Annotated in this window: 23 protein-coding genes; 10 read left to right on the forward strand and 13 right to left on the reverse strand. The window is 68.9% G+C overall.

The annotated features are described in order from the left end of the window. The first annotated feature begins 40 nt into the window (after positions 1-40). Positions 41-1,459 carry a cytochrome-c peroxidase gene (locus tag DIE02_RS04250; protein WP_124484876.1) on the forward strand — a complete coding sequence of 473 codons (1,419 nt, stop codon included), beginning with the start codon at positions 41-43 and terminating at the stop codon, positions 1,457-1,459. Between the two features lie 24 nt (positions 1,460-1,483). Here DIE02_RS04250 and DIE02_RS04255 read toward each other — a convergent pair whose 3' ends face one another. The 5 genes from DIE02_RS04255 to DIE02_RS04275 all read right to left on the reverse strand — a co-directional run bounded on the left by DIE02_RS04255 (position 1,484) and on the right by DIE02_RS04275 (position 5,875). Further along, positions 1,484-2,215 (reverse strand): class I SAM-dependent methyltransferase, encoded by a 732-nt coding sequence (locus DIE02_RS04255; protein ID WP_124484877.1) that lies wholly within the window; start codon positions 2,213-2,215, stop codon positions 1,484-1,486. 79 nt (positions 2,216-2,294) lie between these two features. Next, positions 2,295-3,605, reverse strand: coding sequence for an FAD-binding oxidoreductase (locus DIE02_RS04260; protein ID WP_124484878.1), 1,311 nt, complete (start codon positions 3,603-3,605; stop codon positions 2,295-2,297). Then, on the reverse strand, positions 3,602-4,357 hold the full coding sequence (locus tag DIE02_RS04265) for an amino acid ABC transporter ATP-binding protein (protein ID WP_124484879.1): 756 nt from the start codon (positions 4,355-4,357) through the stop codon (positions 3,602-3,604). The genes DIE02_RS04260 and DIE02_RS04265 overlap by 4 nt, the downstream gene beginning before the upstream one ends. After that, entirely contained in the window at positions 4,354-5,010 is a 657-nt protein-coding gene (locus DIE02_RS04270) for an amino acid ABC transporter permease (RefSeq protein ID WP_059690035.1), read from the reverse strand. Before DIE02_RS04270 ends, DIE02_RS04265 begins: the two co-directional genes overlap by 4 nt. 88 nt (positions 5,011-5,098) lie before the next feature. Continuing rightward, the gene (locus DIE02_RS04275; protein ID WP_124484880.1) at positions 5,099-5,875 is read right to left on the reverse strand and encodes an ABC transporter substrate-binding protein; all 777 of its coding nucleotides are present in this window, start codon (positions 5,873-5,875) and stop codon (positions 5,099-5,101) included. Between the two features lie 160 nt (positions 5,876-6,035). On the opposite strand from DIE02_RS04275, the gene DIE02_RS04280 reads away from it, so the two are divergent. Then, positions 6,036-6,827: an IclR family transcriptional regulator gene (locus DIE02_RS04280; protein ID WP_059700324.1), complete on the forward strand. Its 792-nt coding sequence runs from the start codon at positions 6,036-6,038 to the stop codon at positions 6,825-6,827. A 203-nt stretch (positions 6,828-7,030) separates the two neighbouring features. On the opposite strand, the gene DIE02_RS04290 is transcribed toward DIE02_RS04280, so the two are convergent. The 3 genes from DIE02_RS04290 to DIE02_RS04300 all read right to left on the reverse strand — a co-directional run bounded on the left by DIE02_RS04290 (position 7,031) and on the right by DIE02_RS04300 (position 10,336). Continuing rightward, on the reverse strand, positions 7,031-8,365 hold the full coding sequence (locus tag DIE02_RS04290; RefSeq protein WP_124484882.1) for a chloride channel protein: 1,335 nt from the start codon (positions 8,363-8,365) through the stop codon (positions 7,031-7,033). Positions 8,366-8,554: 189 nt separating this feature from the next. Then, on the reverse strand, positions 8,555-9,796 hold the full coding sequence (codA, locus tag DIE02_RS04295; protein WP_124484883.1) for a cytosine deaminase: 1,242 nt from the start codon (positions 9,794-9,796) through the stop codon (positions 8,555-8,557). A gap of 75 nt (positions 9,797-9,871) precedes the next feature. After that, on the reverse strand, positions 9,872-10,336 hold the full coding sequence (locus tag DIE02_RS04300) for a VOC family protein (RefSeq protein ID WP_124484884.1): 465 nt from the start codon (positions 10,334-10,336) through the stop codon (positions 9,872-9,874). Between the two features lie 308 nt (positions 10,337-10,644). Between DIE02_RS04300 and DIE02_RS04305 the strand changes: the two genes are divergently transcribed. Together DIE02_RS04305 and DIE02_RS04310 are read left to right on the forward strand one after the other, a co-directional pair. After that, positions 10,645-11,796, forward strand: a complete 1,152-nt coding sequence (locus DIE02_RS04305; RefSeq protein ID WP_044843051.1) for a porin — start codon at positions 10,645-10,647, stop codon at positions 11,794-11,796. 223 nt (positions 11,797-12,019) lie between these two features. Then, the gene (locus DIE02_RS04310) at positions 12,020-12,322 is read left to right on the forward strand and encodes a DUF4148 domain-containing protein (RefSeq protein WP_124484885.1); all 303 of its coding nucleotides are present in this window, start codon (positions 12,020-12,022) and stop codon (positions 12,320-12,322) included. A gap of 149 nt (positions 12,323-12,471) precedes the next feature. Here the strand turns inward: DIE02_RS04310 and DIE02_RS04315 are convergent, their stop codons facing one another. Further along, a complete protein-coding gene (locus DIE02_RS04315) occupies positions 12,472-13,419 on the reverse strand; it encodes a LysR family transcriptional regulator (protein ID WP_124484886.1) in 948 nt (315 codons plus the stop codon). A gap of 191 nt (positions 13,420-13,610) precedes the next feature. Between DIE02_RS04315 and DIE02_RS04320 the strand changes: the two genes are divergently transcribed. Beyond that, entirely contained in the window at positions 13,611-15,794 is a 2,184-nt protein-coding gene (locus DIE02_RS04320; protein WP_124484887.1) for an FUSC family protein, read from the forward strand. A 158-nt stretch (positions 15,795-15,952) separates the two neighbouring features. Then, positions 15,953-16,165 (forward strand): hypothetical protein, encoded by a 213-nt coding sequence (locus DIE02_RS04325; protein WP_044843047.1) that lies wholly within the window; start codon positions 15,953-15,955, stop codon positions 16,163-16,165. A 147-nt stretch (positions 16,166-16,312) separates the two neighbouring features. Here the strand turns inward: DIE02_RS04325 and DIE02_RS04330 are convergent, their stop codons facing one another. Both DIE02_RS04330 and DIE02_RS04335 read right to left on the reverse strand, forming a co-directional pair. After that, positions 16,313-17,422, reverse strand: coding sequence for a P1 family peptidase (locus tag DIE02_RS04330; protein WP_124484888.1), 1,110 nt, complete (start codon positions 17,420-17,422; stop codon positions 16,313-16,315). A gap of 47 nt (positions 17,423-17,469) precedes the next feature. Next, complete coding sequence (locus tag DIE02_RS04335) at positions 17,470-18,876, reverse strand: APC family permease (RefSeq protein WP_124484889.1); 1,407 nt, start codon at positions 18,874-18,876, stop codon at positions 17,470-17,472. Between the two features lie 132 nt (positions 18,877-19,008). Here DIE02_RS04335 and DIE02_RS04340 point away from each other — a divergent pair, with 132 nt between their 5' ends. Further along, positions 19,009-19,809 (forward strand): helix-turn-helix transcriptional regulator, encoded by an 801-nt coding sequence (locus DIE02_RS04340; RefSeq protein WP_044843044.1) that lies wholly within the window; start codon positions 19,009-19,011, stop codon positions 19,807-19,809. Between the two features lie 18 nt (positions 19,810-19,827). Here the strand turns inward: DIE02_RS04340 and DIE02_RS04345 are convergent, their stop codons facing one another. Further along, the gene (locus DIE02_RS04345; protein ID WP_409362216.1) at positions 19,828-21,135 is read right to left on the reverse strand and encodes a cytochrome P450; all 1,308 of its coding nucleotides are present in this window, start codon (positions 21,133-21,135) and stop codon (positions 19,828-19,830) included. A gap of 219 nt (positions 21,136-21,354) precedes the next feature. Here DIE02_RS04345 and DIE02_RS04350 point away from each other — a divergent pair, with 219 nt between their 5' ends. Beyond that, positions 21,355-22,293, forward strand: coding sequence for an AraC family transcriptional regulator (locus DIE02_RS04350; protein ID WP_124484891.1), 939 nt, complete (start codon positions 21,355-21,357; stop codon positions 22,291-22,293). 21 nt (positions 22,294-22,314) lie between these two features. On the opposite strand, the gene DIE02_RS04355 is transcribed toward DIE02_RS04350, so the two are convergent. Further along, a complete protein-coding gene (locus tag DIE02_RS04355; RefSeq protein WP_044843042.1) occupies positions 22,315-22,692 on the reverse strand; it encodes a nuclear transport factor 2 family protein in 378 nt (125 codons plus the stop codon). A gap of 404 nt (positions 22,693-23,096) precedes the next feature. On the opposite strand from DIE02_RS04355, the gene DIE02_RS04360 reads away from it, so the two are divergent. Beyond that, positions 23,097-23,981, forward strand: a complete 885-nt coding sequence (locus tag DIE02_RS04360) for a LysR substrate-binding domain-containing protein (RefSeq protein ID WP_124484892.1) — start codon at positions 23,097-23,099, stop codon at positions 23,979-23,981. Positions 23,982-24,145: 164 nt separating this feature from the next. Then, positions 24,146-25,078 (forward strand): AEC family transporter, encoded by a 933-nt coding sequence (locus DIE02_RS04365; RefSeq protein WP_124484893.1) that lies wholly within the window; start codon positions 24,146-24,148, stop codon positions 25,076-25,078. Positions 25,079-25,249: the final 171 nt, after the last annotated feature.

The following is a 25,249-nucleotide window of genomic DNA, read 5'->3' on the forward strand; positions in this document are numbered from 1 at the left end:
CGCGCCGCTTTCACACGGTGCCCGATTTTCGACCGACAGCATGACAGCCCGTCCCGCGTTTCCCTCTCCCGACGCCGCCGGCGCCGCAGCGCCGCGTTCCCCTGCCCGCGTGCTGCGCCGCGCGGCGTTCGCGCTCGGCATGGCCGTGCTCGGTTACGGCGCGTTCGCGATCGCGTTTCCGGCCCGTACGCCGGCGGCGATCGGCGACGTCGTCGCCGGCTGGACGGGTGCGAATCCGCATCCGGTCGTGCTGCAGCGCCCGGCCGCGCAGCCGCTGTCGGCGGTCGCGCAACTCGGGCGCGCACTGTTCGCCGATCCGTCGCTGTCGGCCTCCGGAAAGCAGTCGTGCGCGTCGTGCCACAGCCCCGATCATGCATACGGCCCGCCGAACGGGCTCGACGTGCAGCCGGGCGGCCTCGCGATGACGCAGCAGGGCTACCGCCCGCCGCCGTCGCTGATGTACCTGTATCGCCAGCCCAACTTCAGCATCGGCCCCGATGCCGGCGAAAACGACGCCGCGCCGAGCGTCGCGCAGCAGGCGGCATCCGCGGCCGGCGTCGTCAAGGCGCAGAAGGTGGCCGGCACGTCGGCCGCGCCGCAGTTGGTGCCGCAGGGCGGGATGTTCTGGGACGGCCGCGCCGATACGTTGCAGCAGCAGGCGTTCGGGCCGCTGCTGAATCCGGTCGAGATGGCCAATGCGAGCATCGACGATGTCGCGCGCAAGCTCGCGCAGTCGCCGCATCGCGCGCAGTTCGAGCAGCTGTTCGGGCCGCGTGTGTTCTCCACGCCGCAGCTCGCGGTGTCGGAGGCGACGTTCGCGATCGCGCGCTATCAGGTCGAGGATCCGTCGTTCCATCCGTACAACAGCAAGTACGATCGCTGGCTCGAAGGCCGCGCGCGCCTCACGCAGGCAGAGTTGCGCGGGCTGAAGCTCTTCAACGATCCGGACAAGGCGAATTGCGCCGGCTGCCACCTGTCGAAGCCCGGCAAGGACGGCTTGCCGCCGATGTTTACCGACTACCAGTACGAGGCGCTCGGCGCGCCGCGCAACAAGGCGCTCGCGCAGAACCGCAACCCGGCGTTCTACGATCTCGGCGTGTGCGGGCCGTTCCGCGCGGACCTGAAGGACCAGACGCAGTACTGCGCGATGTTCCTCACGCCGACGCTGCGCAACGCGGCGACGCGCCATGTGTTCTTCCACAACGGCGTGTTCCATACGCTCGACCAGGTGATGGCGTTCTACAACGAGCGCAGCATCTCGCCGCAGAAGTTCTATCTGCGCGGCGCGGACGGCAAGGTCGACGTGTACGACGACATCCCGGCGAGGTACCGCGCGAACGTCGACGTGACGGATGCGCCGTTCGACCGCAAGCCCGGCGACCAGCCCGCGATGACCGAGCAGGACATCAAGGATATCGAAGCGTTTCTCGGCACGCTGACCGACGAGCCGGCACGCTGACGGCTGGCCCGCCGCCGCTTTTGGTCAGCGCTGCGCGCGAATGCAGAGGAACGCCGGCGCCAGCGACAGCTCCGCATGGAGCCGCTCCGACACGGCCTTCATCTCGGGCAGCGGCGTCGGTTCGACGAACCGGTCGAGCCGCCAGCCGGCGTCGGCGAGCGCGTTCAGGATGTCGGCAAGCGGCCGGCGCCACGCTTCGACATAGGGCTTCGGTTCGCCGAAACCCGACCAGTGGAAGCCGAAACGGCTCGTATCGAAGTACGTGGCGTCCCCGCGTGTACGCTCGTCCATCCAGTCGCGCATCGGGTGCGCCATCGAGAACACGAGCGTCCCGCCGAGCCGTGCGACGCGTCTGAATTCACGCAGCGTCGGGGCGAGGTCGCGCACGTAGTCGAGCGCGAGCGAGCACAGCACCTTGTCGACCGACGCGTCGGGCAGCCATGCGAGCGGCGCCTCCAGGTCGCCCTCCACGACGTCGACCGTGAGGCCTGCGCAGCGCGTTTGCGCGAGCGCGACCATCTCGGGCGTGATGTCGAATGCGTGGACGGTCGCGCCGTGGCGCGCGAGGTGCGCGCTGCAGATGCCGGGCCCGCAGCCGGCGTCGAGCACCGTCAGGCCGTCGACGTCGCCGAGCAGTGCCATCGTTGTCGGACGCTCGTAGAGTGCGTTGTGCGCCTTGGTCGGCGCGATGTCCGCGTAGCGTTGCGCGAAGCTCGCGTAAGCGCGGCGGGCGGGAGGTTCGGTCGGATCGGTCATGCGGCGTCCGTCGGTGGAAAGGCGGCAGGCCGATTCTGCCCGATCGGACGATGGATGGCGACCCGCCCTCGCACCGGCGTCAGGACAGGCTGTCGAGCAGCCGATACCACGCGACCCCGGCCGCGATATAGAAGCGCTGCAGCCCGTGCAATGGAATCGGCCGGATCTGCGTGACCCGGAACGGCAGCGGCAGTTGCGCATCGCCCGACAGATGCGCGGCCAGATGTTTGCCGAGCGTCGTCGCCATTGCGATACCGCGACCGTTGTAGCCGAGCGCGATCGTCACGCCCGGCGCGGGCTCGTGCACGTGCGGCAGGAAATCCGCGGTGATCGCGACGCGCCCCGCCCAGCGGTATTCGAACCGGACGCCCTTCAGTTGCGGATACAGCAGCGTCGTCGCGCGCTCGAGATGGCGCCAGTCACCCGGCGCACGCGGTTCGGCGAACGGGCCGCGGCCGCCCATCAGCAGGCGCCCGGCGGCGTCACGGCGGAAGTACAGCAGCAGACGCCGCGCATCCGATGCGACCTCGCCGCCGGAGAGGATGTCGCGACCAAGCTCCGGCGCGAGCGGTTCCGTCGCGACGATGAAACTGTTCGCGGCGATCACCGACTGGCGCAAGCCGGGCCACAGCCCGTCCGTATAGCCGTTGGTCGCGATCACGACGCGCTGGGCGGACAGCGTCGCGCCGCCCGACGTCGCGATCCGCCAGCGGCCGTCGACGCGTGTCAGCCCGACGGCGCGGGTCGAGCCGTGCACGACGGCCCCGCTCGCCTGCGCGGCGCGCACCAGGCCGCGCGTATAGCTGAGCGGCTGCACGCTGCCCGCGCGGCGATCGATCCAGCCGCCCGCATACGCATGCGTGCCGAGCCGCCGCGCGACGTCGTCGCGGCCGAGCACCTCGACCGGCGCACCGCGCGCGGCCCATTGCTGCGCCCGGCGCGCGACCGTGTCGAGCATCGCGGCGGTCGGCGCCGGCTGGATCCAGCCGTGGCGACGCGCATCGCAGTCGATCGCGTGCCGCGCGATCAGGTCGAACACGGTGTCGGCCGCGCCGCCGACGATGCCGGCAAGCTGCTCGCCGGCCGCATCGCCGAACCGGCGCACCAGTTCGTCCGGGTCGTATTTCAGCCCGGGAATCACCTGCCCGCCGTTGCGGCCCGACGCGCCCCAGCCCGGCTGCGCGCCGTCGATCACGCGAACGTTCACGCCGCGCTCGGCCAGGTGAAGTGCGGTCGACAGGCCGGTGAAACCGGCGCCGACGATCGCCACGTCGCACGATACGGACGCGTCGAGCGCGGGCGTATCGGGTGCCGGCGCGGCGGTCGCCGCCCATAGCGAATCCGGCCACGGCGAGTCGGGCCATCCGGGTGCCGCGTTCGTTGCACTCATGTTCGATCCGGGTTGTCGGCGCCGTCCGACGCCAGCAGGCGGCGCAGGAATTCCTGCGTGCGGGGATGCGTCGGCTGCGTCAGCACGGCGCGCGCCGGCCCGCTTTCGCAGATGGTGCCGTCGTGCAGGAAGCACACGCGATCGGCCACCTCGCGTGCGAACGCCATCTCGTGCGTGACGACCACCATCGTCATTCCGTCGCGGGCGAGCCCCCGCATCACGCCGAGCACTTCGCCGACGAGTTCGGGGTCGAGCGCCGACGTCGGTTCGTCGAACAGGATCGCCTGCGGCTCCATCGCGAGCGCGCGTGCGATCGCGACGCGCTGCTGCTGGCCGCCCGACAGCTCCGACGGATACGCATTCATCCGGTGCGCGAGCCCGACCTTGTCGAGCAGCGCGCGGGCCTGCTCGCGCGCTTGCTCGGCCGGCCTGCGACGCACGTGCACCGGCCCTTCCATCACGTTCTCGAGCGCCGTGCGGTGCGCGAACAGGTTGAAGCGCTGGAACACCATGCCGACGCGCATCCGGAGCTCGTGGATGCGCTTCGAATGTGCGTCGACCTTCACGCCGTCGATCGTGATCGCCCCTTCGTCGTAGGTCTCGAAACCGTTGATACAGCGCAGCACGGTCGACTTGCCGGAACCGGACGGCCCGATCAGGCACACGACTTCACCCTGCTGCACGTCGAGGCTCACGCCCTTCAGCACCGCGTGTTGCTGAAACCGCTTGTGTATCGATTCGATCCTGATCATGCGCCCCTCCTCAGTGCGAGCCGCTTGCCGAGCCGGTTCACGCCGAACATCAGCGGCAGGCCGAGCGCGAGATACAGCAGCGCGACGAGCGTGTAGACGCTCATGTTCTGGAACGTCGACGACGCGATCAGCTGGCCGGCACGCGTGATTTCCGCGACCGTGATCGTCGACGCGACCGATGAATCCTTCAGCAGCATCACGAGCGTATTGCCGTACGGCGGCAGCGCGATGCGGAACGCCTGCGGCAGCACCACGCGCCGCATGATCATCGGGCCGCGCATGCCGATTGCGTGCGCGGCTTCGATCTGGCCGCGATCGATTGCCTCGATGCCGGCGCGGAAGTTCTCGGCCTGGTACGCCGAATACGCGATGCCGAGGCCGAGCACGCCGGCCTGGAACGCCGACAGTTGCACGCCGAGATCGGGCAGCACGAAGTACATGTAGAACAGTTGCACGATGATCGGCAGCCCGCGGATCACGTTGACGATCGTGCTGCCGGCCGTCGACACCGCCCGGTTGCGCGACACTTTCATCAGCGCGAGGATCAGTCCGAGCACCGAGCTGAGCACGAACGCGCATGCCGTGATCTCGACGGTGATCACCGCGCCCTTCAGCAGGATCGGCAGGAAATCGATCGCGTTCTGAAAAAACATGAGGTCTCCTATGCGACGCCCGAACGGCGCGCCGCGGTGGATGCCCGCGACGCGCGGGCGATGCCGGACGGGAATCGGGCGCCGGTGCTCAGCTCATGTGCCACTTCTGCAGGATCTGCTGCAGCGTGCCGTCGCTCTTCATCTTGCGGATCGCGCCGTTGAGCTGTTCGAGCGTCGCGTTGTCGCCTTTGCGCACGATGAAGCAGACCTGCCCCTTCACCACGCTCTGGTATTCCGGCACGAGCCGCACCTGGCGATTGACGCCGTGCTCGATCTGGTAAGCGACGATCGGCTGGTCGGCGAAGCCGGCCTTGATGCGCCCGAGTGCGACGTCGCGCATGATGTCGGCGATCGAATCATAGGTCCGGACTTCCTTGAAGATGCCCTTCTTGTTGAGCGCATCGACGAACGCGGTGCCGACCTGCGCGCCGACCACCTGCCCGTTGAGATCGTCCATCGACGTATAGCGGCCCGGATCGTCGGCCTTCACGATCAGGCCTTCGCCGAACGAGTAGACGGTGTCGGAGAAATCGACGACCTGCTGGCGCGCAGGCGTCTTCAGCATCGCGGCCGAGATGATGTCGATCTTCTGCGTGGTGAGCGACGGGATCAGCGCCGAAAACACGGTCTGCTGCACGTCGACGCGAAACCCGGCCGACTTCCCGGCCGCGGTGATCGCATCGACCATCATCCCCTGGATCGAATTGCTCTTGACGTCGAGAAACGTGAACGGCACGCCGGTGGCCGTCGCGCCGATCTTCAGCGTGGGCTCGGCCGCAACGGCGCTCGCCGAAGCCGTCGAGAGTGCGATACAGGTGGCGAAACCGGCGGCCAGTGCGCCGAACCGCTTGATGAACGAAACCATGACGTCTCCTTCTCGATTAACCCGGTGCGTCGGCCGGCCGCTGATCGACACTGCGACGATGACCCGATCTTAAAACGAATCAAAAATATCGCAAAAAGATTTTTGCGTATCGATATTCGATACGATAGGATGCGATATCGAATCGATCACGCCCCTCGCCATGGAAACGTCACCCGATCAATCAAACGATCTGCTGTTCAATCAGTCGCTGGAAAAAGGGCTCAACGTGCTGCGCGCGTTCAGCGCGAAGCGGCGCACGATGACGCTGGCGGAAGTGGCCGACGCGGCAGGGATCACGAAAAGCTCCGCGCAGCGGATGGTCTATACGCTCGAGCAGCTCGGTTACATCCGCAAGCATCCGGTCACGCGGCGTTTCCAGCTCACGCCGCACGTGATGCGGATCGGCTTCAACTATCTCGCGGCCGATACGTTGATCGACGTCGCGAATCCGTTCCTGTCCGAGCTCACGAACCTGACCGGCGAGACCACCAATCTCACCGAGCCGGACGACGACGAAATGGTCTACGTCGCGCGTTTCGTATCGACGAAGTTCGTGCCGATCCACATGCCGATCGGCAGCCGTATCCCGATGTACTGCACCGGCAGCGGCCGTGCATTCCTGAGCGCGTTGCCGCCGCAGGAAGCGCGTGTGCGGCTCGACGGCATGGTGCGTACGCCGCATACGCCGCGTACGGTCACGGCGCTCGACGAACTCGTCGCATTGCTCGACGGTGCACGGCGCGAAGGCTACGCGACCAACCAGGAAGAATTGTTCATCGGGGACATGTCGATTGCCGCGCCCGTGCTCGGCAGCCAGGGGCAGCCGGTCGCGGCCGTGCACGTGGTCGCGCCGACGAGCCGCTGGACGTTCGACGATGCGCGCCGCAAGCTCGCGCCGGCGGTGATCGACTGCGCGCGCGGAATCAGCAATTCGATCCGGACGCTTGAATAGCGTCGGCGAAACGGCATCGGGCGCGCCGTTGCATTGCGCAACGGCGTCTTATCGCTACTGCGGCTTCGGCGAATGCTCGATCCGATAGGTGCTGTTCGGGCGTAATACGTGCTGCTTCGCGGCGGCGTCCAGTTCCTTGCCGTGATATAGATCGATGCACTTCAGCGGCGCAGCCCGCGCGCCGCAGCCTGTGCCGAGGAGGGCTACCGGGTCGCCGTCACCGGCGTGGCGACGGCCGCGGCCGCCCCGAGCCGTCCCTCCACCACGCACTGCGCGAACCGGTACGCAACCAGCGAGCCCGCCACGGCCAGCAGCATCGGCACCAGGCTGTCGTGATTCGCGCGCGTGAATTCGAGCAGCAGCACGACGGCCGTGATCGGCATCTGCATCGACGCGGCGAGGAACGCGGTCGCGCCGACCAGCGCGCATCCGCCGATCGACGCGCCCGGCCACACGAGGCTCCACATCCCGCCGAGCACGACGCCGAGCAGCGCGCCGTTCGCGAGACCGGGCGTCAGCAGCCCGCCCTCCGCCCCCGCGCGCAGGCTGCCCGCCTCGATCGCCACCTTCAGAACGAGCAGCGTCGCCGCGAGCCCGATCGTCAGCGTGCCGTCGAAGCCCATCGAAGCCGGCCCCTTGCCGTTGCCGAGCAGTTGCGGAAAGCGCATCGCGAGCACGCCGATCACCGCGAAGTTGACCAGCGCGAGCACCGGCAGCAGCCGGCCCTTCGGCGCGTCGGCCCGTGCGCGGCTCGTGAGCCGCACGAAGCCGTACGCGGCGAAACCGAACAGCGGCCCGCAGACGATCGACCACGCGACGAGCGGCGTACTCAGCACGAACGCAGGCACCGTGTACTGATGTTCGTTGCCGAGGCCGATCCATGCGACGGCCGCCGCGATCGCCGAGGTGACGACGGCCACCACCAGCGCGCGCAGTTCGAACGTGCCGAGCAGCACTTCGAGCACGAACACCGCACCGCCGAGCGGCACGTTGTAGACGGCCGCGAGCCCGGCACCCGCGCCGCACGCGACCATCAGCCGGCAGTCGGCGGGCGTCAACCCCGCGCGGTGCGCGAACTGCCCGGCCAGCAGCGAGCCGATCTCGCGCGGCGCGACTTCGCGGCCGAGCGGCGAACCGAGCGCAACGGTGACGATCTGCAGCAGCGCGTGCACCGTCGTGCTGACGAACGGCATCCGCGGATCGGCGGCACGCACGGCACGGCGGATGCTGACGAGCGGCCGGCCGTAGCGGTACAGCGCCCACCAGCCGCCGCCCGCGACCAGCCCGCAGACGACGAGCACCGCGAGCCGGCGCAGCGGGTCGGCCTGGCTCACGCCGGTAAGGAAGCTCTCGATGCCGACCACGTGCGCGAGGCTGTAGTCGTACGCGACGTGCTGGATCGCGTGCAGCAGCAGCGCGAGCAGCATCCCACCGACACCCGCGCCGACGCCGGTCAGGATCGTGACGGCAGCCATCCGCGCGAACGGACTGGCGGACGGCGAGGAAGACACGGGAGCAGACGGAAGATCGAGGCGCATGAGGTCGGCGGACGATGATCGACAAGACGGCGCGCACCATGCACGCCGCCGTCAGGACCGCATCGTAGGCGTCGATCTCTCATGAGACAAACGTATTTTTCTGATCAACTCATGCATTCAGCGCATACAAGAAAGACGGCAGTTCCCGACGGGGGCGTGCCGCCGTGCGCCGCCGTCGCCGCATTCGCGTCACTCCGGATACGTGACGCGCTCCGGCTCGCGCCGCATGATCACCTTCCCGTGGCGCACCGACAGCGTGGCCTTCACCTGCCGGCGCACGGCTTCATAGTCGCTGTCGGCATCGAGCACGACCAGGTTCGCCGGCCGCCCGACCGCGATCCCGTAGCCGTCGCCGAGATGCATCGTCGTCGCGCTGTGATCGGTCACGAAGTCGAGGCAGCGCTGCAGGTCCTGGTAGCCCATCATGTGGCAGATGTGCAGGCCGGCGTCGAGCACGCGCAGGATGTTGCCGTTGCCGAGCGGATACCACGGATCCTTGATCGAATCCTGTCCGAAGCACACGTTCAGGCCCGCGCGATCGAGTTCCGCGACACGCGTGAGCCCGCGCCGCTTCGGAAACGTGTCGAAGCGCCCCTGCAGATGAATGCTCTCGGTCGGGCACGACACGAAGTTCAGGCCCGCGCGCTTCAGCAGCCGGAACAGCTTCGAGCAATACGCGTTGTCGTACGAGCCCATCGCGGTCGTGTGGCTCGCGGTCACGCGCGCGCCCATGCCGCGCACGCGCGCCTCTTCCGCGAGGACTTCCAGAAAGCGCGAATGCGGATCGTCGGTCTCGTCGCAGTGCACGTCGACAAGGCAGCCGGTGCGCTCGGCCAGCTCCATCAGGAAGCGGATCGAGCTGACGCCCTGCTCGCGCGTGTTCTCGAAATGCGGGATCCCGCCGACAACGTCCGCGCCGAGTTCGATCGCCTGCGTCATCAGCGCGCGGCCGCCGTCGAACGACTCGATGCCTTCCTGCGGAAACGCGACGATCTGCAGGTCGATCAGCCCGCGCGCCTCGTCCTTCACTTCGAGCATCGCCTTCAGCGCGGCCAGCGTCGGATCGGTGACGTCGACATGGGTGCGCACGTGCTGGATGCCGTGATCGCGCAACATGCCGATCGCCGCATGCGCGCGCGCCTTCGTGTCCTCGTGCGTGATCGTCGCCTTGCGCTCGGACCAGCGCTCGATGCCCTCGAACAGCGTGCCGCTCATGTTCCAGGCCGGCTCGCCGGCCGTGAGCACCGCATCGAGATGGATATGCGGTTCGACGAGCGGCGGAATTGCGAGACGGCCGCCCGCATCGACATCGCCGGCGCCGACCGATGTGACCGGCGCGGCCTGCGCGTCGATCCGCGCGATCCGGTCGCCGTCGATGCCGATCGTGAACAGCCCGTCGCGGCCGCGCAGGCGTGCATTGAAGAGGTTCATGGTGGGTCCAGGCGTCATGCGGCGTCAGCGCGCCGCGTGGTGGGGAAAAACCGGCTCCTGCGATGCGTGCCGCGCTTATTTGAAATCCTCGATCGTCAGGCCGGTCGCCGCGCTCATCTCGTCGTTCGTCACGTCGCGCACGTGCTTGCCGAACGTCCACACATGCCGGCCGGGATCGCGCGCGCGATACATGCGATCGCCGTAGAACTGGTCGGCCGGCGCCTGCAGGATCTCCGCGCCGGCCGCACGTGCGCGTTCGCAGTGCGCGTCGATGTCGGCGTCGTCGGGAAGATGCACGTGGACGTGCTGCGTGTTCCGGTTGCCCGTGTCCTGCGGCGACGCGATGAAGTCGGCCCACGCGCCGCCGATCATGACGAGCCCGTCGCCGAATCTCATTTCGGCGTGCGCGATGTCGCCTTCCGGCGTGGTGACGACCAGCGCGCGCTCGAAGCCGAATGCGCGTTCGAGCCACGCGAGCGCGGCTTTCGGGTCGCGGTAGCACAGCGCGGCACTCAAGGAAGGACGGCGCGGCGTGGTCATCGGGGGCTCCGGATCTCGGCAATGGTCTGCCCATTCTCCACGCGCGCGGCGCGGCGATCAACTCCCGCGCCGGCGACGCGCGTGTTGTCAATGCGCGACACGGCATGCGCGGCCGCCCGACCGCTCGCGTCGCGCCGTCGGCGAAAACGCACGCCGTCCGGCCTCCGGACCGATTTGTGAACGCCGTGTGACGCACTCTTGCGCAACTCGCAACGGTGTACTCGCGCGCCTGCGGCCGGAATCGCGCGACCCCGCCCCTACACTTGCGCCGAACTTTGGTCACCCGTCCCACACGCAGGAGCTGTTACATGCACAAAACGAACAAAACCCTGATTGCCGCCGCATCCGCCGCCGCACTCTTCGCCCCGCTCGCGCACGCCCAGAGCTCGGTCACACTGTACGGCCTGATCGACGCCGGCATCGCTTACACCAACAACGCCGGCGGCGCATCGCTGTGGCGCATGACCTCCGGCACGGTCAACGGCAGCCGCTTCGGCCTGCGCGGCACGGAAGATCTCGGCGGCGGCCTGAAGGCGCTGTTCGTCCTGGAGAACGGCTTCAACGTGAACAACGGCGCGCTCGGGCAGGACGGCAAGCTGTTCGGCCGCCACGCGTATGTCGGCCTGACCAGCAGCGGCTACGGCACGCTGACGCTCGGCCGCCAGTACGACACGATGGTCGACTTCGTCGCGCCGCTGTCCGCGACGGCCGGCGACTTCGGCGATACCGGCTTCGCGCATCCGTTCGACAACGACAACCTGAACCACTCGGTGCGCATCAACAACGCGGTGAAGTACACGAGCGACACGATCGCGGGCTTCAAGGTCGGCGCGCTGTACGGCTTCTCCAACTCGACGAACTTCGCCGGCAACCGCGCGTACAGCGTCGCGGCAAGCTACACGAACGGCCCGCTGAAGCTGGCCGGCGCGTACCTGCAGATGAACGGCACGAAGGGCTCGACGAGCGCAAGCCCGGGCGCGACCGACGTGGCCGAAGCGAAGAGCGTGAGCCAGGGCGGCTGGTCGGTGGGCGCGGACCGCATGCGCTCGTACGGCGGCGGTGTCAGCTACGTGTTCGGTCCGGCGACGGTCGGCTTCGTCTATACGCGCTCGCAGTACGACAACTCGGGCTCGTTCGGTTCCACCGGCCAGGTCGCGTTCAACAACTACGACGTGAACGTGCGCTATGCGGTGACGCCGGCCGTCAGTCTCGGCGCGGCCTACGTGTACACGGACGCCAGCGTGTCGAACCCGGACAGCAAGCACGGCACCGATCCGAAGTGGCATCAGGTCGACCTGCAGGCCGTGTACAAGCTGTCGCGCCGCACCGACCTGTACGCGGAAGCGATGTACCAGCACGCGTCGGGCCGCGGCTACCAGGCCTTCATCAACACGTCGGGCGGCGCCTCGAGCACCGCGAACCAGATCGTCGGCACGATCGGCATGCGCACGCGGTTCTGAGTTCCGCGCCGCGTGAGCGCCCGTCGCCCGTCCGCCAGGACCCTGTCCTGGCGGACGGGTTCGCGCGCTGTGGGCGACCTGCACCAATGTTGTTCCATCTGGAGAGCTGCCTGCCCGGAATCGGGGTTTTTGTGCGCGCGTGTGCTGCATAGACTGGCATCGACGGTTCGGATCGCGCGCCGATCACCGGACCGGCCTCACACCCCGTCTACTGGAGAACATCGTGAAATCGCTCGTCGTTACCGCCGCCGCTGCCGTCCTGCTTGCCGCACCGGCCCTGTCGTTCGCTCAGTCCGCCAAGGCGCCCGTCACGCGCGCACAGGTGCTGCAGGAGCTCTACGACCTCGAATCGGTCGGCTACAACCCGTCGCTCGGCGACGCCGGCAATTATCCGGACGACATCATGGCCGCGCAGGAACGCCTGGCAGCAAAACGGCTCGCCGAGCACAAGGCCGCGCAACGCGCATATGGCCCGGCCGGTGCGGGCGCAACGGAATCGGGCGTGGCGGCAAAGCCCGCGCTGTAAAGACACGCAGCAACGCCGCACCCGCGTGACATGCGTCCCGCGGGCACGGCGGAAATCGCGCGAACCGGTCCGTCACGATGGATGCGGCCGGACAGCGTGCCGTCCGGCACGCGGCCATCTCGTCCTGGATTCGCGCTCGGGCTGCCTGATCAGGCAGCCTGCGGCTCGCGGTCGATCGCGTTCAGCATCTCGACGTCGCGGGCGATCATCCCCGGCACCTGCGCACGCAGCATCTCGACCCAGGTGCGCACCTTCGCGTCGATGAAGCGGCGCGACGGATACAGCGCATACACGTTCATCTTCTGCAGGATGTGCCCGGGCAGCACGCGCACGAGCGTACCGTCCTGCAGCGCGTCGATCGCCGCATACAGCGGCAGCATGCCGATCCCGATACCGTCGCGGATCGCGAGCGCAAGCGACTCGGCCGTATTGGTCTGCACCGGCCCGGTGACATGGATCTGCTCGATGCCGTCGGCGCCTTCAAGCACCCATTCGTGGGTCGGGAACGCCGGCGTGCAAAGTGTCAGGCACGCGTGCGCGCCGAGATCCTGCGGGCGGGCCGGCGCGCCGTGGCGCTTCACGTACTCGGGCGACGCGCACAGGATGCTGAAGGTCGAGCCGAGCAGGTGCGACACGAGCTCCGAGTCGGGCAGCGACGATGCGGTCACGACCGCCATGTCGCTCGTGCCGTCGAACAGGTCGGGCATGCGCTGCGACAGCGACAGCTCGATCGACACGTCCGGATATTGCGTGTGGTAGCGCGTGAGCGCGGGCATCACATAGTGATGGCCGACGCTCGCGAAGCTGTGCATGCGCAGCACGCCGGCCGGCCGTTCGTGCGCGCAACTCGCCTCCTCCTCGGCGCGATCGACGTCGGCAAGAATCTGGCGGCAGCGCCGCAGATAGCTTTCGCCGGCCGACGTCAGCGCGAGGCGGCGCGTCGAGCGATTCATCAGACGGGTGCGCAGGCGCGCCTCGAGTTCCGACACCGCGCGCGACATCGCGCCCGTCGTCGAATTCAGCGATTGCGCGGCCGCGGTGAAACTGCCCGTCTCGACGACGCGCGTAAACACCCGCATGTTTTGTAGGGTATCCATTCCTGTGAGCCACCTGTAGCGGAGCCGCTATTTTCCTCCAGCGGATGCGACAGATTGTTACGCGGCCTGCAACTATCGTTTCCCCGTAGCTGCGTTAATGCCCGCGCGCCGCACTCCTACAATCGGCGCCTCACCAGTCGAACGGACCCGTCCGGACGCGCCGCGGCACCGCACGCGCCCCGCTTTTTTTCATGAAGCCACAACCTGCGATCGAGCGACCTTCCATCGAACCGGCCCGATGGAGAACCTGGCTCGATCCGCTCGGCGGCGCCGCGCGCGACTGGGCCGCGACCGACGGGCTGATCTGGCTGCACCTCGCCAAGACCGTGCTCGCCGCGCTGCTCGCGATGGGGATCGCGATGCGGCTCGAGATGTCGCAGCCGCGCACGGCGATGACGACCGTGTTCGTGCTGATGCAGCCGCTGTCGGGGATGGTGTTCGCGAAGAGCTTCTACCGCATGCTCGGCACGGCGGCCGGCCTCGTCGCCGCGCTCGCGCTCGGCGGGCTGTTCGCGCAGCAGCCGGAGCTCTACATGGCCGGCATCACGCTGTGGGTCGGCGGCTGCATCGCGCTCGCGGTGCGCAACCGCCATTTCCGCTGGTACGGGTTCGTGCTCGCCGGCTACACCGCCGCGCTGATCGGCCTGCCCGCGGTAATGACGCCGCAGACGCTGTTCCAGTCCGCGCTCACGCGCGCCGCGGAAGTCGCGCTCGGCATCGCATGCTCCGGCGCGGTCAGCGCGCTGATCCTGCCGCTCAGTTCCGCGAAAGCGCTGATGCGCTCGCTGAGCGCGCGTCATGTGAAGTTCGCGGCATTCGCGGCCGGCGCGCTGTCGGGCGACCTCGCGCGCGGCGACTTCGAGCGGCGCTTCGCCGATTTCGTCGACGAGATCGTCGGGTTCGAGGCCAACCGCGCGTTCGCGTCGTTCGAGGATCCGCACATTCGCGCGCGCAGCCGCCGGCTCGCGCGGCTCAACAGCGAGTTCATGAATGCGTGCACGCGCCTGCATGCGCTGCACCAGCTCGTCAAACGCCTGCGCGCGAACCGGTCGGACGCGGTGCTCGACGCACTCGCGCCGCACATCGATGCGCTCGCGCAGCGGATCACCGCATTGCGCGACGAGCGGCAGCGCGGCGTCACGTCGACCACCGGCGCACTGCTCGAACTGCGCCGCTTTCACGCCGCGTTGCCGAAGGCCGCGCGCGCCTCGCGTCGCGCGATCGAGGATCACGCGGCCGGCGGCCTGCTCGACTTCGACACCGCGATCGAGCTGATGTATCGCTTCATCGGCGAGTATCTCGGCTACGCCGACACCAACGCATCGCTCGATCGCGACGATCACGCGTTCGAACGCTCGGTCACGCACTACGCGGTGAAGACCAATTCGTTCTTCGTCGGCTTCGCGTTCCTGCGCACGCTCGTCGCCGTCGGCGCGATGAGCGCGTTCTGGCTCGCGTCCGAATGGCCGAGCGGCTCGCTCGCCGTGATCGCCACCGCGATCGCGTGCGCGCTGAGCTCGACGTCGCCGCGCGCACCGAAGTTCGTCGCACAGATGGGCGTCGGCGCGGCGTTCGCGACGGCCGTCGGCTACGTGTTCCTCTGCTACGTCTATCCGAACATCGACGGTTTTCCGCTGCTGTGCGCGGCACTCGCGCCGGTGCTCGGCCTCGGCGCGTTTCTCGCGATGCGCCCGGGCCTGTCGGGCTACGGGATCGGCTTCGCGGTGTTCTTCTGCCTGCTCGCGGGCCCCGACAACGCGATCGCGTATACGCCCGAGGTGCTGATCAACAACGGCTTCGCCGTCGTCGTCGCGATGCTCGCTTGCTCGATCGTGTTCGCCGTGGTGTTTCCGACCCACATGCCGTGGCTCACGTCGCGGATCGCGCACGACCTGCGCCGCCAGGTCACGTTCGCGTGCGAAGGCGCGCGCGACGGGCTCGCCGCGCGCTTCCAGTCGAGCACGCACGACCTGATGGCGCAGCTGCGCACGCTGCTCGTCAAGCGCACGCGACAACATCGCGACGCACTGCGCTGGATGCTCTCGACGCTCGAAGTCGGCCACGCGGTGATCGACCTGCGCGACGAGCTGCACGGGTTCTGCGAATCGAAACCGCCGCAGACGCTGCGCTGGACCGCCTCGGTCGACGCGGTGCTGCACGAGCTGCCGCGCTTCTTCGACGATCCGACGCCGGGCCATCATGCGCGCACGCTCAAATCGGTGAACCTGTCGATTCGCGCCGCGCAGCACACGCTGCACGCATGGTACGCGGTGCCCGATGAACGCCACCGCATGCAGCGCATCGTCGGCTGCCTGCACTTCATTCGCAGCGCGCTGCTGGACAAGGATGCGCCGTTCAACCGCCATCGTCATTGAGCGCCGACGAGGGTCGGCGGGAGATCGATGCGTACGCAACGTCACCCTTGTTCCGATTGGAAATAAGCTCTGCACCCGCGGTGATTAATTTCCAGGCAGGGCGAGCCTATAGTTTCCTCACTGCCAGCGAGACTGGCACTGACCCAGGAGAAACCGAAATGAAGCCGCTGCACCTCGCCCTCGTTGCCCTGTCGCTCACCGCCGCCGTCGCGCACGCGCAGAGCGCGCCGGCCGACGTCGCGCAACAACCGGCGAACCGCGCCGAAGCCGTCCAGGCCTCGGGCCGCGTCGATCGTGCGCAATCGAAGCAGGAAGACCCGAACGCATGCGTCGGCCCCGTCAGCTTCTGCAACGTCTACTTCGGCAGCTGAGCATGACGCCGCGTCGTCACGGCCGGGCCCGCCGCGCGCACATCGCACGTATCGCACGTATCGCCTGCGCGCGTGCACGACGAGCCGGCCGATCGCCGCAACGACACTGCCCGCCACGCCGCTTCGATTGAAGCGGCGCATGCCGTTTCAGGCGCCGCGCACCGGCCGCCACCCCACTTCGCGCAACGCATCCAGCAAGCGCGCCTGCCCCAGCCCTTCGACCCGCGCGCCGCGCGACTCGACGTCGCTCCCCGCGACCAGCGCATTCACGATCGCTTCCTCCACTGCTTCCGCCGCGGCGACGAACAGTGCGGAGATGTGGTCGTTGTTCACCATCTTCACGGCCGTCGTCGGCGCGCCCTTGCTGCCGTAGTTCGCGGCGGGCAAGCCGTCGTTCCCCGTTGCGAACGCAAGGAAGATGTCGCCGCTCGAATCCTCGGTGCCGCCGCCGACGCGTGCCAGCCCGACGCTCGCACGCTGCGCGAGGCGCGTGCATTGATGCGGCAGCAGCGGCGCGTCGGTCGCGATCGTGACGACGATCGAACCCATCCCGGCCTCGCCCTGCCCGTCGGGCGCGCGAAACGGCGAAGGCACGTGCCGCAGCACGTCGCCGACCGGATAACCGGCCACGCGCAGCATCTCGCGCACGCCGTAGTTCGCCTGCACGAGCGCGCCGACGGTCCAGCCGCCCGCGTCGGCCGTCACCACCCGCGACGCGGTGCCGATGCCGCCCTTGAACTCGTGGCAGATCATGCCGGTGCCGCCGCCGACGCCGCCTTCGGCGACCGGCCCCGACTGTGCGGCGGCCAGCGCGCGCAGCACGTGCTCGGCGCGCACGTGCTGCCCCCAGATGTCGTTGAGCAGGCCGTCGTAGGTTTCCATCACGACCGGCATGCACCAGTACACGCGGCCGGCCGCCGCCTCGCGTTCGTTCGCGACCAGCGCATCGCGCACCGCGCCGACGCTGTGCGTGTTCGTATAGGCGATCGGCGTCGTCAGCAGGCCGGCTTCGCGGATCCATTCGAGCCCGGTCGCGTCGCCGTTGCCGTTCAGCACATGGACGCCCGCGAAGCACGGCGAATCGTGCGCGGCACCCGCGCGCGGCTCGATCACGGTCACGCCGGTGCGGATCGATGCATCGCCGTTCTCGACGTTCAGCGTGCAATGTCCAACCCGCACGCCCGGTACGTCCGTGATCGCGTTGAAGCGGCCCGGCGTGCCGAGTCCGATGCGGATGCCGAGATCCCTCGTGCGCATGATGCAATTCCTCCAGTCTTTCAATGGTTCAGTGTGTGTCGGGTGGTTCAGAGCGAGCGGAACGCATCGCTGTGGCGGGCCCAGACCGCATACATCGCGAGCGCGGCCACCAGCAGAGCGCCGATGATGATCAGGTCGGTCGGCTTGGTCGCCGTCGCCAGCGTCGTGTAGAGCGTGTATGCGGCACCCGCGACCGCGACGAGCGGCGTCACGGGCCACAGCGGCATCCGGTAATGATGCTCGACGTCGCGGCGCACGAGCCGGCTCGCGAGCGCGGCCAGCCCGATGACCAGGTAGATCAGCAACAGCAGGTCGACCGTGAACGCGGTCAGCTCGTCGAGACTCGACACGAACACCAGCCCCGACGACGGCACGGCGAGCGCGAGCGTCGCGAGCCACGGCGATTCGAAGCGCGGATGGATCGTCGAGAACGCGCGGTTGCAGGTGCGCGACCAGAGCGCATGGCGGCCGCTGCTGTACAGCAGGCGCCCCATCGTGATCACGATCGCGATGATCGCGTTGAATACCGACAGGAAGATCCCGCCGCTGACCGCGCGCGACACCGCCGGGTTGCTCAGCGAGCGCACGACATAGCCGATCGGGTCGGCGCTCTTCGTCAGTTCCGTCAGCGACGGCGCGCCGAGCACGATCGCGGTGAGCGGAATCAGTTCGACGACGAGGATCACCAGCAGCGAATAGATCACCGCTTTCGCGACGTTGCGGTTGCCGCCGCGCAGGTCTTCCGCGAGATAGGCGGCGGAGCCGAAGCCGTTGTAGCAGAAGATCGCCGTGCCGATCGCGGGCACGATCGCCGCGAGCGTGGCCGGCACCAGCGCATTGCCGCTCGCGACGACCGGCGCGAACAGTGCGTCCGCGCCGCGATGCGGCGAGCCGAAGCCGAGCCCCGCAATCAGCATCAGCACGCCGATCTCGACGACGAGAAACGCGCCGGTGATCCATGCGTTCGTCTTGATGTTCAGCATGCCGAGCACGTAGCTGAGCAACACGATCGTCAACGCGACCGACTGGTTGCTGAAGTGCGTGCCGAGCGCGTTGTTCAGGTAGGGCGCGGCACCGCTTGCGAGCACCGCGGGAATGAACACGCTGACGGACAGCACCGTGATGAAGGTCAGATAGCCGGGCAGCGTGCCGAACACGCGTTTGGCCATCACGTATTCGCCGCCCGCGCTGCGGTGCGCGGCGCTGAGCTCCGCGTAGCAGAGCGCGAACGCGAGCGCGAGCACGCCGCCGAGCAGGAACGACAGCACCGCGCCGCTGCCGGCCTGCTGGATCGCGAACGGCGCGATCACGAAGATCGAGCTGGCGGGCGTCACGCCCGACACGGTGATCATCACCGCGTCGCGCACGCTGAGCGTCTGCGACAACGCGCGCGGCGCGCCTTCCGTGGCAGGCGTCGCTTGCAGCGTGCCCGTCGATTCCGACATCATCGCCATTTCGTTCTCCTGTTGCTTCTGTCCTGCGCTTTTTTGAACACCCATACTCGGGCCCGATTGATTGCGTGGCAGTCTAGGAAGCCAATTTCAGGACCGCTATTCCCCCTTCGTGTTACACCCTTCGGTGGTGATATGGATCGACTCTTCTCCGAAATCGCGATGCACCAGGCGCTCGGCCGCGCGATCGATCATCTCGGCCAGCCGCGCTTCTGGCGTTTCCTGGTGCTGCTGCTCAACGAAATGGTGCCGTTCGACAACGCGCTCGCGACCGCGATCGGCCGCGACGGCGTGCCGCTCGTCCTCGACGAATACGACACGGGCGGCACCGACAGTGCGTCGCCGGTGCCGCTTTACCTCAACGGGTTGTATCTGCTCGATCCGTTCCTGCAGGCCGCGCACGACGGGCTCGCCGACGGCTGCTACCGGCTCGAGGAGGTCGCGCCCGACCTGTTCCGGCAGAGCGAGTATTTCCTGAACTACTTCCGCCACGCGGTCGGCGACGATGAAATCCAGATCCTGCTGCGGCCGAACCCCGACCTGCTGCTGTCGTTGTCGCTCGGCGCGGCCGCGCGCTTCGACGTCGAACCGCTCGGCAAGCTGACGGCCGCGATGCCGTGGGTGCTCGCGACGATCCGGCAGCACTGGCGGCTGGTGGGCGATGCCGCGCGCGTGACACCCGACGACGATCTCGGCGCGCGCGTCGAGCAGGCGCTCGCGCGCTTCGGCGCGGGCGTGCTGACCGATCGCGAGATGTCGATCGCGCGAATGGTGCTGCGCGGCAATTCGTCGAAGGCGATCGCCGAGCGGCTGGCGATTTCACCGGAAACGGTGAAGGTGCATCGGCGGCATCTTTACGCGAAACTCGGGATCTCGTCGCAGCCGGAGCTGTTTTCGCGGTTCATCCAGGCGCTTGGGGAGGATGCGGCGGGGTAAACGCGACACTTCGCCGCGTTACGACAATGCGACGTCCGCCGCCAGCCCGGTCGGCGCGATCGCCACGTGCAGGGCGCGCTCGGGCCGCAACGTCACGTTCAGCGCCGCGCGCGGCGCCGCCATGCCGGGCGGCACGGACAATTCATGGCGCTGCAGGATCATCGCCGCCACCACCGTCATCTCCGTCATCGCCAGATGCTGCCCGAGGCACACGCGCGGCCCCGTGCCGAACGGCATGTATGCGCCGCGCGGAATCGCCGGTGCGTCGTCGGCGAAGCGCTCGGGCCGGAAGGCCCGCGGCTCCGGAAACCATCGTGCATCGTGATGCATCAGCTGAATCGGCAGCATGAACAGCGTCCGCGCCGGAAACTGCCATGCGCCCAGCGCGACCGGCCGCAATGCGCGACGGCTGATCAGGATCGGTGCCGCCGGATACAGGCGCATCGTTTCCTCGAGCGTCTGCGTCAGGTATCGCAATGCGGGGCGCGTGTCGGCGGTCGGCGCACGGCCGCCCAGCACGCGCACGACCTCGTCGCGCGCGGCGGCCTGCGCGGCCGGATTCGCGGCCATGTTCCACACCCACCAGGTCAGCGTGGCCGCGGCCGTCTCGTGGCCGGCCAGGAATGCCGTCATGCACTCGTCGTGCACGGCCCGCAGCGGCCATGCGTACCCGTCGGCACGGTGCAGCCGCAACAGGCGCGACAGCAGGTCGTCCGGCCAGCCGTGCTCCGGCATGTCGAGACGCGCATGCAGTTGCCGGTCGATCAGTCCGTTCAGCACCGCCAGCGCCCGCGCCTTGCCGCGCTTCCACGGCATCCAGTCCGGCGCGCTGGCCGGCTGGTAGAACTCCGCGTTCGCCGCCGCGCCCACCGTGCGCACGGCCTCTTCGGCAACGCGCGCGTGTGCGCCGATCGAATCCGAGAACATCGTGCGCATGATCACGTCCATCGCCAGCGACGTCAGCGCGCTCTCGACCGGCCAGTGTGCGTCGTACGCGGGCCACTGCGCGAGCGCACGACCGGCTGTCGCGGCGATCGACGGCACGAACGCCTGCACCGGTTTCGGCGCGAAGTTCGCCTGCAGCGCGTGCCGCTTGTCGCGCCATGCGTCGCCCTCGGCGACCAGCACGCTGTGCCCGTGAACCCGCGAGAACACGCGGATGCCGCGTTCCCAGCGCACGAACGCATCGTGATGCGTGACCAGCAGCTCGCGCACGAGCGCGGGATCGGTCACGACCACCGCATGTTCGGGCCACATGCGCAGGTGCACGACGTCGCCATGCGCACGCTGCCAGCCTGCGAGCGCGCCGGTCAGGTCGCGCGACATCGCGCGCAGCAGCGGCCAACCCGTCAGGCCGGCTCGCGGCCCCGGCGGCCATACGCCGGGCGGGTGAAGCACGGGAGACGCATCAGCGGCGTCCGCATGAAACGGGCATCGGGAAGAGGATCGTGGGTTCATGCTCCGGATTGTCCGGATCGACACGCTGCCGGTCTTGAACGCAAACGACATCGACACGTGCGGCGCCGGTCCCTATACTCCGGCGTCATGCCCTCCGGTCCGTCTCCGAATCCGTCACCGTGTCCCGATCCGCACGCGCGTGCGCCGCGCGTGCGGTGCGACGGCCGGTCGCCGCCCACGCGGCTGTATCCGCCGCCGGCCGCGCTGCGAGGCGCGGTCGCCGCGATCGTCTGCCGCGACACGCGCGGCTTCGCGTTGAGCGACGCGCAGCGGCTCACGCATTTCCCCGCGTCGCCGATCGTCTGCCTGTCGTGGTATCGCGGCTTCGACGTCGGGCTCGTCCGGTGCACGGACGACGGCCCCGTATGGCGGCCGTTCGGCGCATCGGCGACGCTGTCGGGCAGCCAGTCGATGCCGGTCGCGAGCTGGGCGCCGACGGGCGGACAAGGCGGCATCGTCTGCCTGCATGCCGATGCTGCGCGCGCGCTGTTCGGCGTCGCGCTGCCGGCGATCCACGACACCTTCGTCGACGCACATGCATGCCTCGACGACAGCTGGCGGCCGCTGCTGGATGCGCTCGCCGATGCCGAGCACGACGACGACGCGCTGGCCGCGCTCGACCGACACCTCGCGCCGCGCTGGCATGCGCTGCGCGGCAGCGTGTCGCCGCTGTCGTCGCTGCGCGATGCCGGGCGCAGCTGGGTCGGGCGGCTCGCGTCGATCGCGCGCGAATGGCGGCACACCCACAGCCCGCGCCAGGTGGAACGGCGCATCAAGGCGTACAGCGGGCGCTCGTTGCGCGACTGGCAAATGCTGGTGCGCACCGAAGGCGTGTTCTTCGCCGCGCGCGACCGGCAGGACGCCGGACAACCGGTCGACTGGGCCGCGCTCGCGCTGGACGAAGGGTTCGCCGATCAGGCGCACCTGAGCCGCGCGACGCGGCGCATCACGGGCTTCTCGCCAACCGAGTTCGTGCGGCGCTTCGCCGAGGACGAATCGTTCTGGATGTACCGGCTCTGGGTGTGACCTGCCGCTGCACGTCGCGCGTCAACCGCCCGATTCGATGAACCCGCCATCGGGCGCCTGATGCGGCACGTACCAGCCGAAATACACCTCGGCCTCGACGATCCGGCCGTCGCGGACCCGCAACCGCTCCGCATTCCGGAACCGCCTGCCGGCGGTCGTCGCGGCTTCGTACACGACGAACACGTATTCGCCGTGCACGGCGACGTCGACGAACTCGAAACCGGCGAGCATCGCGCTGTTGGGCCAGCAGCGCGCGAGATACGCGTCGCGATCGAGCCGGTTGTCGAGCGGGCTCGTGAAATGGAAGTCCGGCGCGATCAGCGCTTCGATCGCATCGCGGTCCTTGTCGACATACGCGCGATAGCTGGCGCGCGCAACCTCACCGGGGTCCTCTGGCATCGTCATTACCTCCGCAAAGAGCCGGGGCGACGCGACGGCACGCGTCGCCCCGAGGTATCGATGAAACGCAGGCGGGCGGCAGGCGCGAGCGCGGCCCATCCTGCGTTCACAGATGAGCGCGCGCGCCCGGCGCGATACCATTCGCGAAAACCCGCACCGGCCGGTCCGCATGCGACGCACCGCGCGTTCTGCCGCATTCTGCCGCGGGCAGCCGATGCCGCCGCTGCCGCGGTTGCCCGTTTCCGCACGCGCGGGCATGATGTCCGGCAGCGTGCCGGCCGCACCCATCCGCTTCGGCGGCCGTCGGCGGCGTCGGCGGCGCAATCGGCACGTCGCCCCTGCACCGCCTCCGGCATCATCGAGCAATCCGCGTGCCGGTCCCGGCCGCCCCTCTCATCGAGCCCATGTCACTACGCGCATTCAGAACCCTGGTCGCGATCGCCCGATACCGCACCTTCGCGCGCGCCGGCGAAGCGATCGGGCTCACGCAGTCCGCCGTGAGCCTGCAGGTCAAGACGCTCGAAAGCGAATACGACGTCCGGCTGTTCGACCGTTCGCGCCGCCAGCCGGTACTCACCGAAGCCGGCAAGATCCTCGTCGCGCAGGCCGAGCAGGTGCTCGCGATGGTCGACCGGATTCCCGATGCGCTCAGCGACGAGAAGAAGCTCGTCGGCCGCCTGCGGATCGGCGCGATCCATACCGCGCTGTCCGGCCCGCTGCCCGATGCACTGCTCGCGCTGCGCGATGCGCACCCGTCGTTGCGCGTGCACGTATCGGCCGGCATGTCGGCCGAACTGGCGAACCGCGTCGCGGCCGGCGAACTCGACGCGGCGATCACGACGCGCCCGGTGCGCCCGCATCCGGCGGAACTGACGTGGACCACGCTGTACGAAGACCGCTTCTGGCTGCTCGCGCCGCCGCACTACGCGGAGCGCGACGCGGGCACGCTGCTCGAGGCGCTGCCGTTCATCCGCTTCGACGCGCAGGCGTGGGCCGGCCGGATGATCGCCGCCGAGCTGCGCCGCATCGGCGTGCGCGTGCGCGAGGAAATGGTGCTCGACAGCGCGGAGACGATCGCGCGGATGGTGGCGCGCGGGCTCGGCGCGGCGATCGTCGCGCTCCCCGACGCGACGCTCGCGCGGCTGCCGCCCGTCACGCGCTTGCCGTTCGGCCAGCCGCAGATGGGCCGCGCGGTCGTGCTGCTCGAACACCAGTCGCGTCCGGCCGAGCGTTTCGCACGTGCGCTGGCCGCCGAAGTCAGCGCATCATCGATGAGAATTTCTCATTGAACACCCGATAATTCACCATTATTCCTGCTGCTTGCGCGTGTTAACTTGGCGGCATCGTCACTCTTTCGATTGCGTGCCGCCATGTTGCCCGCCGGATGGATTCCCGCTTCGTTCCGCCGCGCCGCCCGCCGGCCGTTCGGCCCGCATCGCCTGAAGGCGCGTCGATGATCGGCCCGATCGTGCTCGCGCTCTCGCCGGTCGCGCTGCTGGTCGCGCTCGGCCACGGCCTGCGGCGCACGGGCTTCATCGCCGATGCGTTCTGGCCGCACGCCGAGCGGCTTTGCTATTACGTGCTGCTGCCCGCGCTGTTCGCGCACGGTCTCGCGAATGCGCGGCTGCAAGCGCTGCCCGTCTTGCCGCTCGCGGCGGCGCTGGTCGGCTCGACCGTGCTCGTCGCGGCGCTGCTTCTGCTGGTCCGCCGGTTCGTGCAGGTCGACGGCGCCGGGTTCACGTCGGTGTTCCAGGGCGCGGTGCGCTTCAACAACTATGTCGGCACCTCCCTCGCCGCCGGACTGTTCGGCGCGCACGGCATCGCGCTCGCGGCCGTGTGCGTCGCGGCGATCGTGCCGACCGTGAACCTGATGTGCGTGCTGGTGTTCGCGCGCTACGGCGACACGCGGCTCGGCGCGCGGGCGCTCGTGCGGCAGATCCTGTCGAATCCGCTCGTCGTCGGGTGCGCGCTGGGGATCGCGATGCAGGCCGCCGGCCTCGCGTTTCCGGCCGCCGTCGAACCGGCCGTGCGCGCGCTCGGCGCCGCATCGATGCCGCTCGGCCTGCTGTGCGTGGGCGCGGCACTGAAGTTCGACGCGGCGCGCGGATGGATGCAGCCGATGTGCATCGCGTCGGCGTTCAAGTTCATGGCGATGCCGCTCGCCACGCTCGCAGCCGGCCGCCTGTTCGGGCTCGGCGATGCCGCGCTGACCATCGCGCTGCTGTTCCAGGCACTGCCGACTTCGTCCTCGTCGTACATCATGGCGCGCCAGCTCGGCGGCGACGCGCCGCTGATGGCCGGCATCACCGCGTTCCAGACGATCGCCGCCGCGCTCGCGATGCCGGCCGTGCTGACGGCGCTCGCGTCGGCGCCGGTGTTTCGCTGACGGCGTGGCACCGTTGCCGAACGCAACGAGGCAGCACATGCGGTGCCGCTTCGCGCTGCTGCGGGGACGGATATCAAATACCGCTGCGCGCGCACGACCGCCGCGACGTTGCGCGACGCCTACGCGCCGCCGATGCGCCCCCGGTTCTTCTCGCAGCCCCGCGAAAAACCG

Source organism: Burkholderia sp. Bp8991 (assembly GCF_003853795.1).
GTDB lineage: Bacteria > Pseudomonadota > Gammaproteobacteria > Burkholderiales > Burkholderiaceae > Burkholderia.

Bases quoted from the DNA above. Each gene is read 5' to 3' on its own strand.
- DIE02_RS04290 (WP_124484882.1), bottom strand. From the start codon at position 8,365: ATGCGCCTCGATCTTCCGTCTGCTCCCGTGTCTTCCTCGCCGTCCGCC.
- DIE02_RS04265 (WP_124484879.1), bottom strand. From the start codon at position 4,357: ATGATCAGGATCGAATCGATACACAAGCGGTTTCAGCAACACGCGGTG.
- DIE02_RS04300 (WP_124484884.1), bottom strand. From the start codon at position 10,336: ATGACCACGCCGCGCCGTCCTTCCTTGAGTGCCGCGCTGTGCTACCGC.
- DIE02_RS04340 (WP_044843044.1), top strand. From the start codon at position 19,009: ATGGATCGACTCTTCTCCGAAATCGCGATGCACCAGGCGCTCGGCCGC.
- DIE02_RS04365 (WP_124484893.1), top strand. From the start codon at position 24,146: ATGATCGGCCCGATCGTGCTCGCGCTCTCGCCGGTCGCGCTGCTGGTC.
- DIE02_RS04330 (WP_124484888.1), bottom strand. From the start codon at position 17,422: ATGCGCACGAGGGATCTCGGCATCCGCATCGGACTCGGCACGCCGGGC.
- DIE02_RS04355 (WP_044843042.1), bottom strand. From the start codon at position 22,692: ATGCCAGAGGACCCCGGTGAGGTTGCGCGCGCCAGCTATCGCGCGTAT.
- DIE02_RS04345 (WP_409362216.1), bottom strand. From the start codon at position 21,135: ATGTCGCGCGACCTGACCGGCGCGCTCGCAGGCTGGCAGCGTGCGCAT.
- DIE02_RS04280 (WP_059700324.1), top strand. From the start codon at position 6,036: ATGGAAACGTCACCCGATCAATCAAACGATCTGCTGTTCAATCAGTCG.
- DIE02_RS04315 (WP_124484886.1), bottom strand. From the start codon at position 13,419: ATGGATACCCTACAAAACATGCGGGTGTTTACGCGCGTCGTCGAGACG.
- DIE02_RS04360 (WP_124484892.1), top strand. From the start codon at position 23,097: ATGTCACTACGCGCATTCAGAACCCTGGTCGCGATCGCCCGATACCGC.
- DIE02_RS04325 (WP_044843047.1), top strand. From the start codon at position 15,953: ATGAAGCCGCTGCACCTCGCCCTCGTTGCCCTGTCGCTCACCGCCGCC.
- codA (WP_124484883.1), bottom strand. From the start codon at position 9,796: ATGAACCTCTTCAATGCACGCCTGCGCGGCCGCGACGGGCTGTTCACG.
- DIE02_RS04335 (WP_124484889.1), bottom strand. From the start codon at position 18,876: ATGGCGATGATGTCGGAATCGACGGGCACGCTGCAAGCGACGCCTGCC.
- DIE02_RS04255 (WP_124484877.1), bottom strand. From the start codon at position 2,215: ATGACCGATCCGACCGAACCTCCCGCCCGCCGCGCTTACGCGAGCTTC.
- DIE02_RS04350 (WP_124484891.1), top strand. From the start codon at position 21,355: ATGCCCTCCGGTCCGTCTCCGAATCCGTCACCGTGTCCCGATCCGCAC.
- DIE02_RS04320 (WP_124484887.1), top strand. From the start codon at position 13,611: ATGAAGCCACAACCTGCGATCGAGCGACCTTCCATCGAACCGGCCCGA.
- DIE02_RS04270 (WP_059690035.1), bottom strand. From the start codon at position 5,010: ATGTTTTTTCAGAACGCGATCGATTTCCTGCCGATCCTGCTGAAGGGC.
- DIE02_RS04260 (WP_124484878.1), bottom strand. From the start codon at position 3,605: ATGAGTGCAACGAACGCGGCACCCGGATGGCCCGACTCGCCGTGGCCG.
- DIE02_RS04275 (WP_124484880.1), bottom strand. From the start codon at position 5,875: ATGGTTTCGTTCATCAAGCGGTTCGGCGCACTGGCCGCCGGTTTCGCC.
- DIE02_RS04305 (WP_044843051.1), top strand. From the start codon at position 10,645: ATGCACAAAACGAACAAAACCCTGATTGCCGCCGCATCCGCCGCCGCA.
- DIE02_RS04250 (WP_124484876.1), top strand. From the start codon at position 41: ATGACAGCCCGTCCCGCGTTTCCCTCTCCCGACGCCGCCGGCGCCGCA.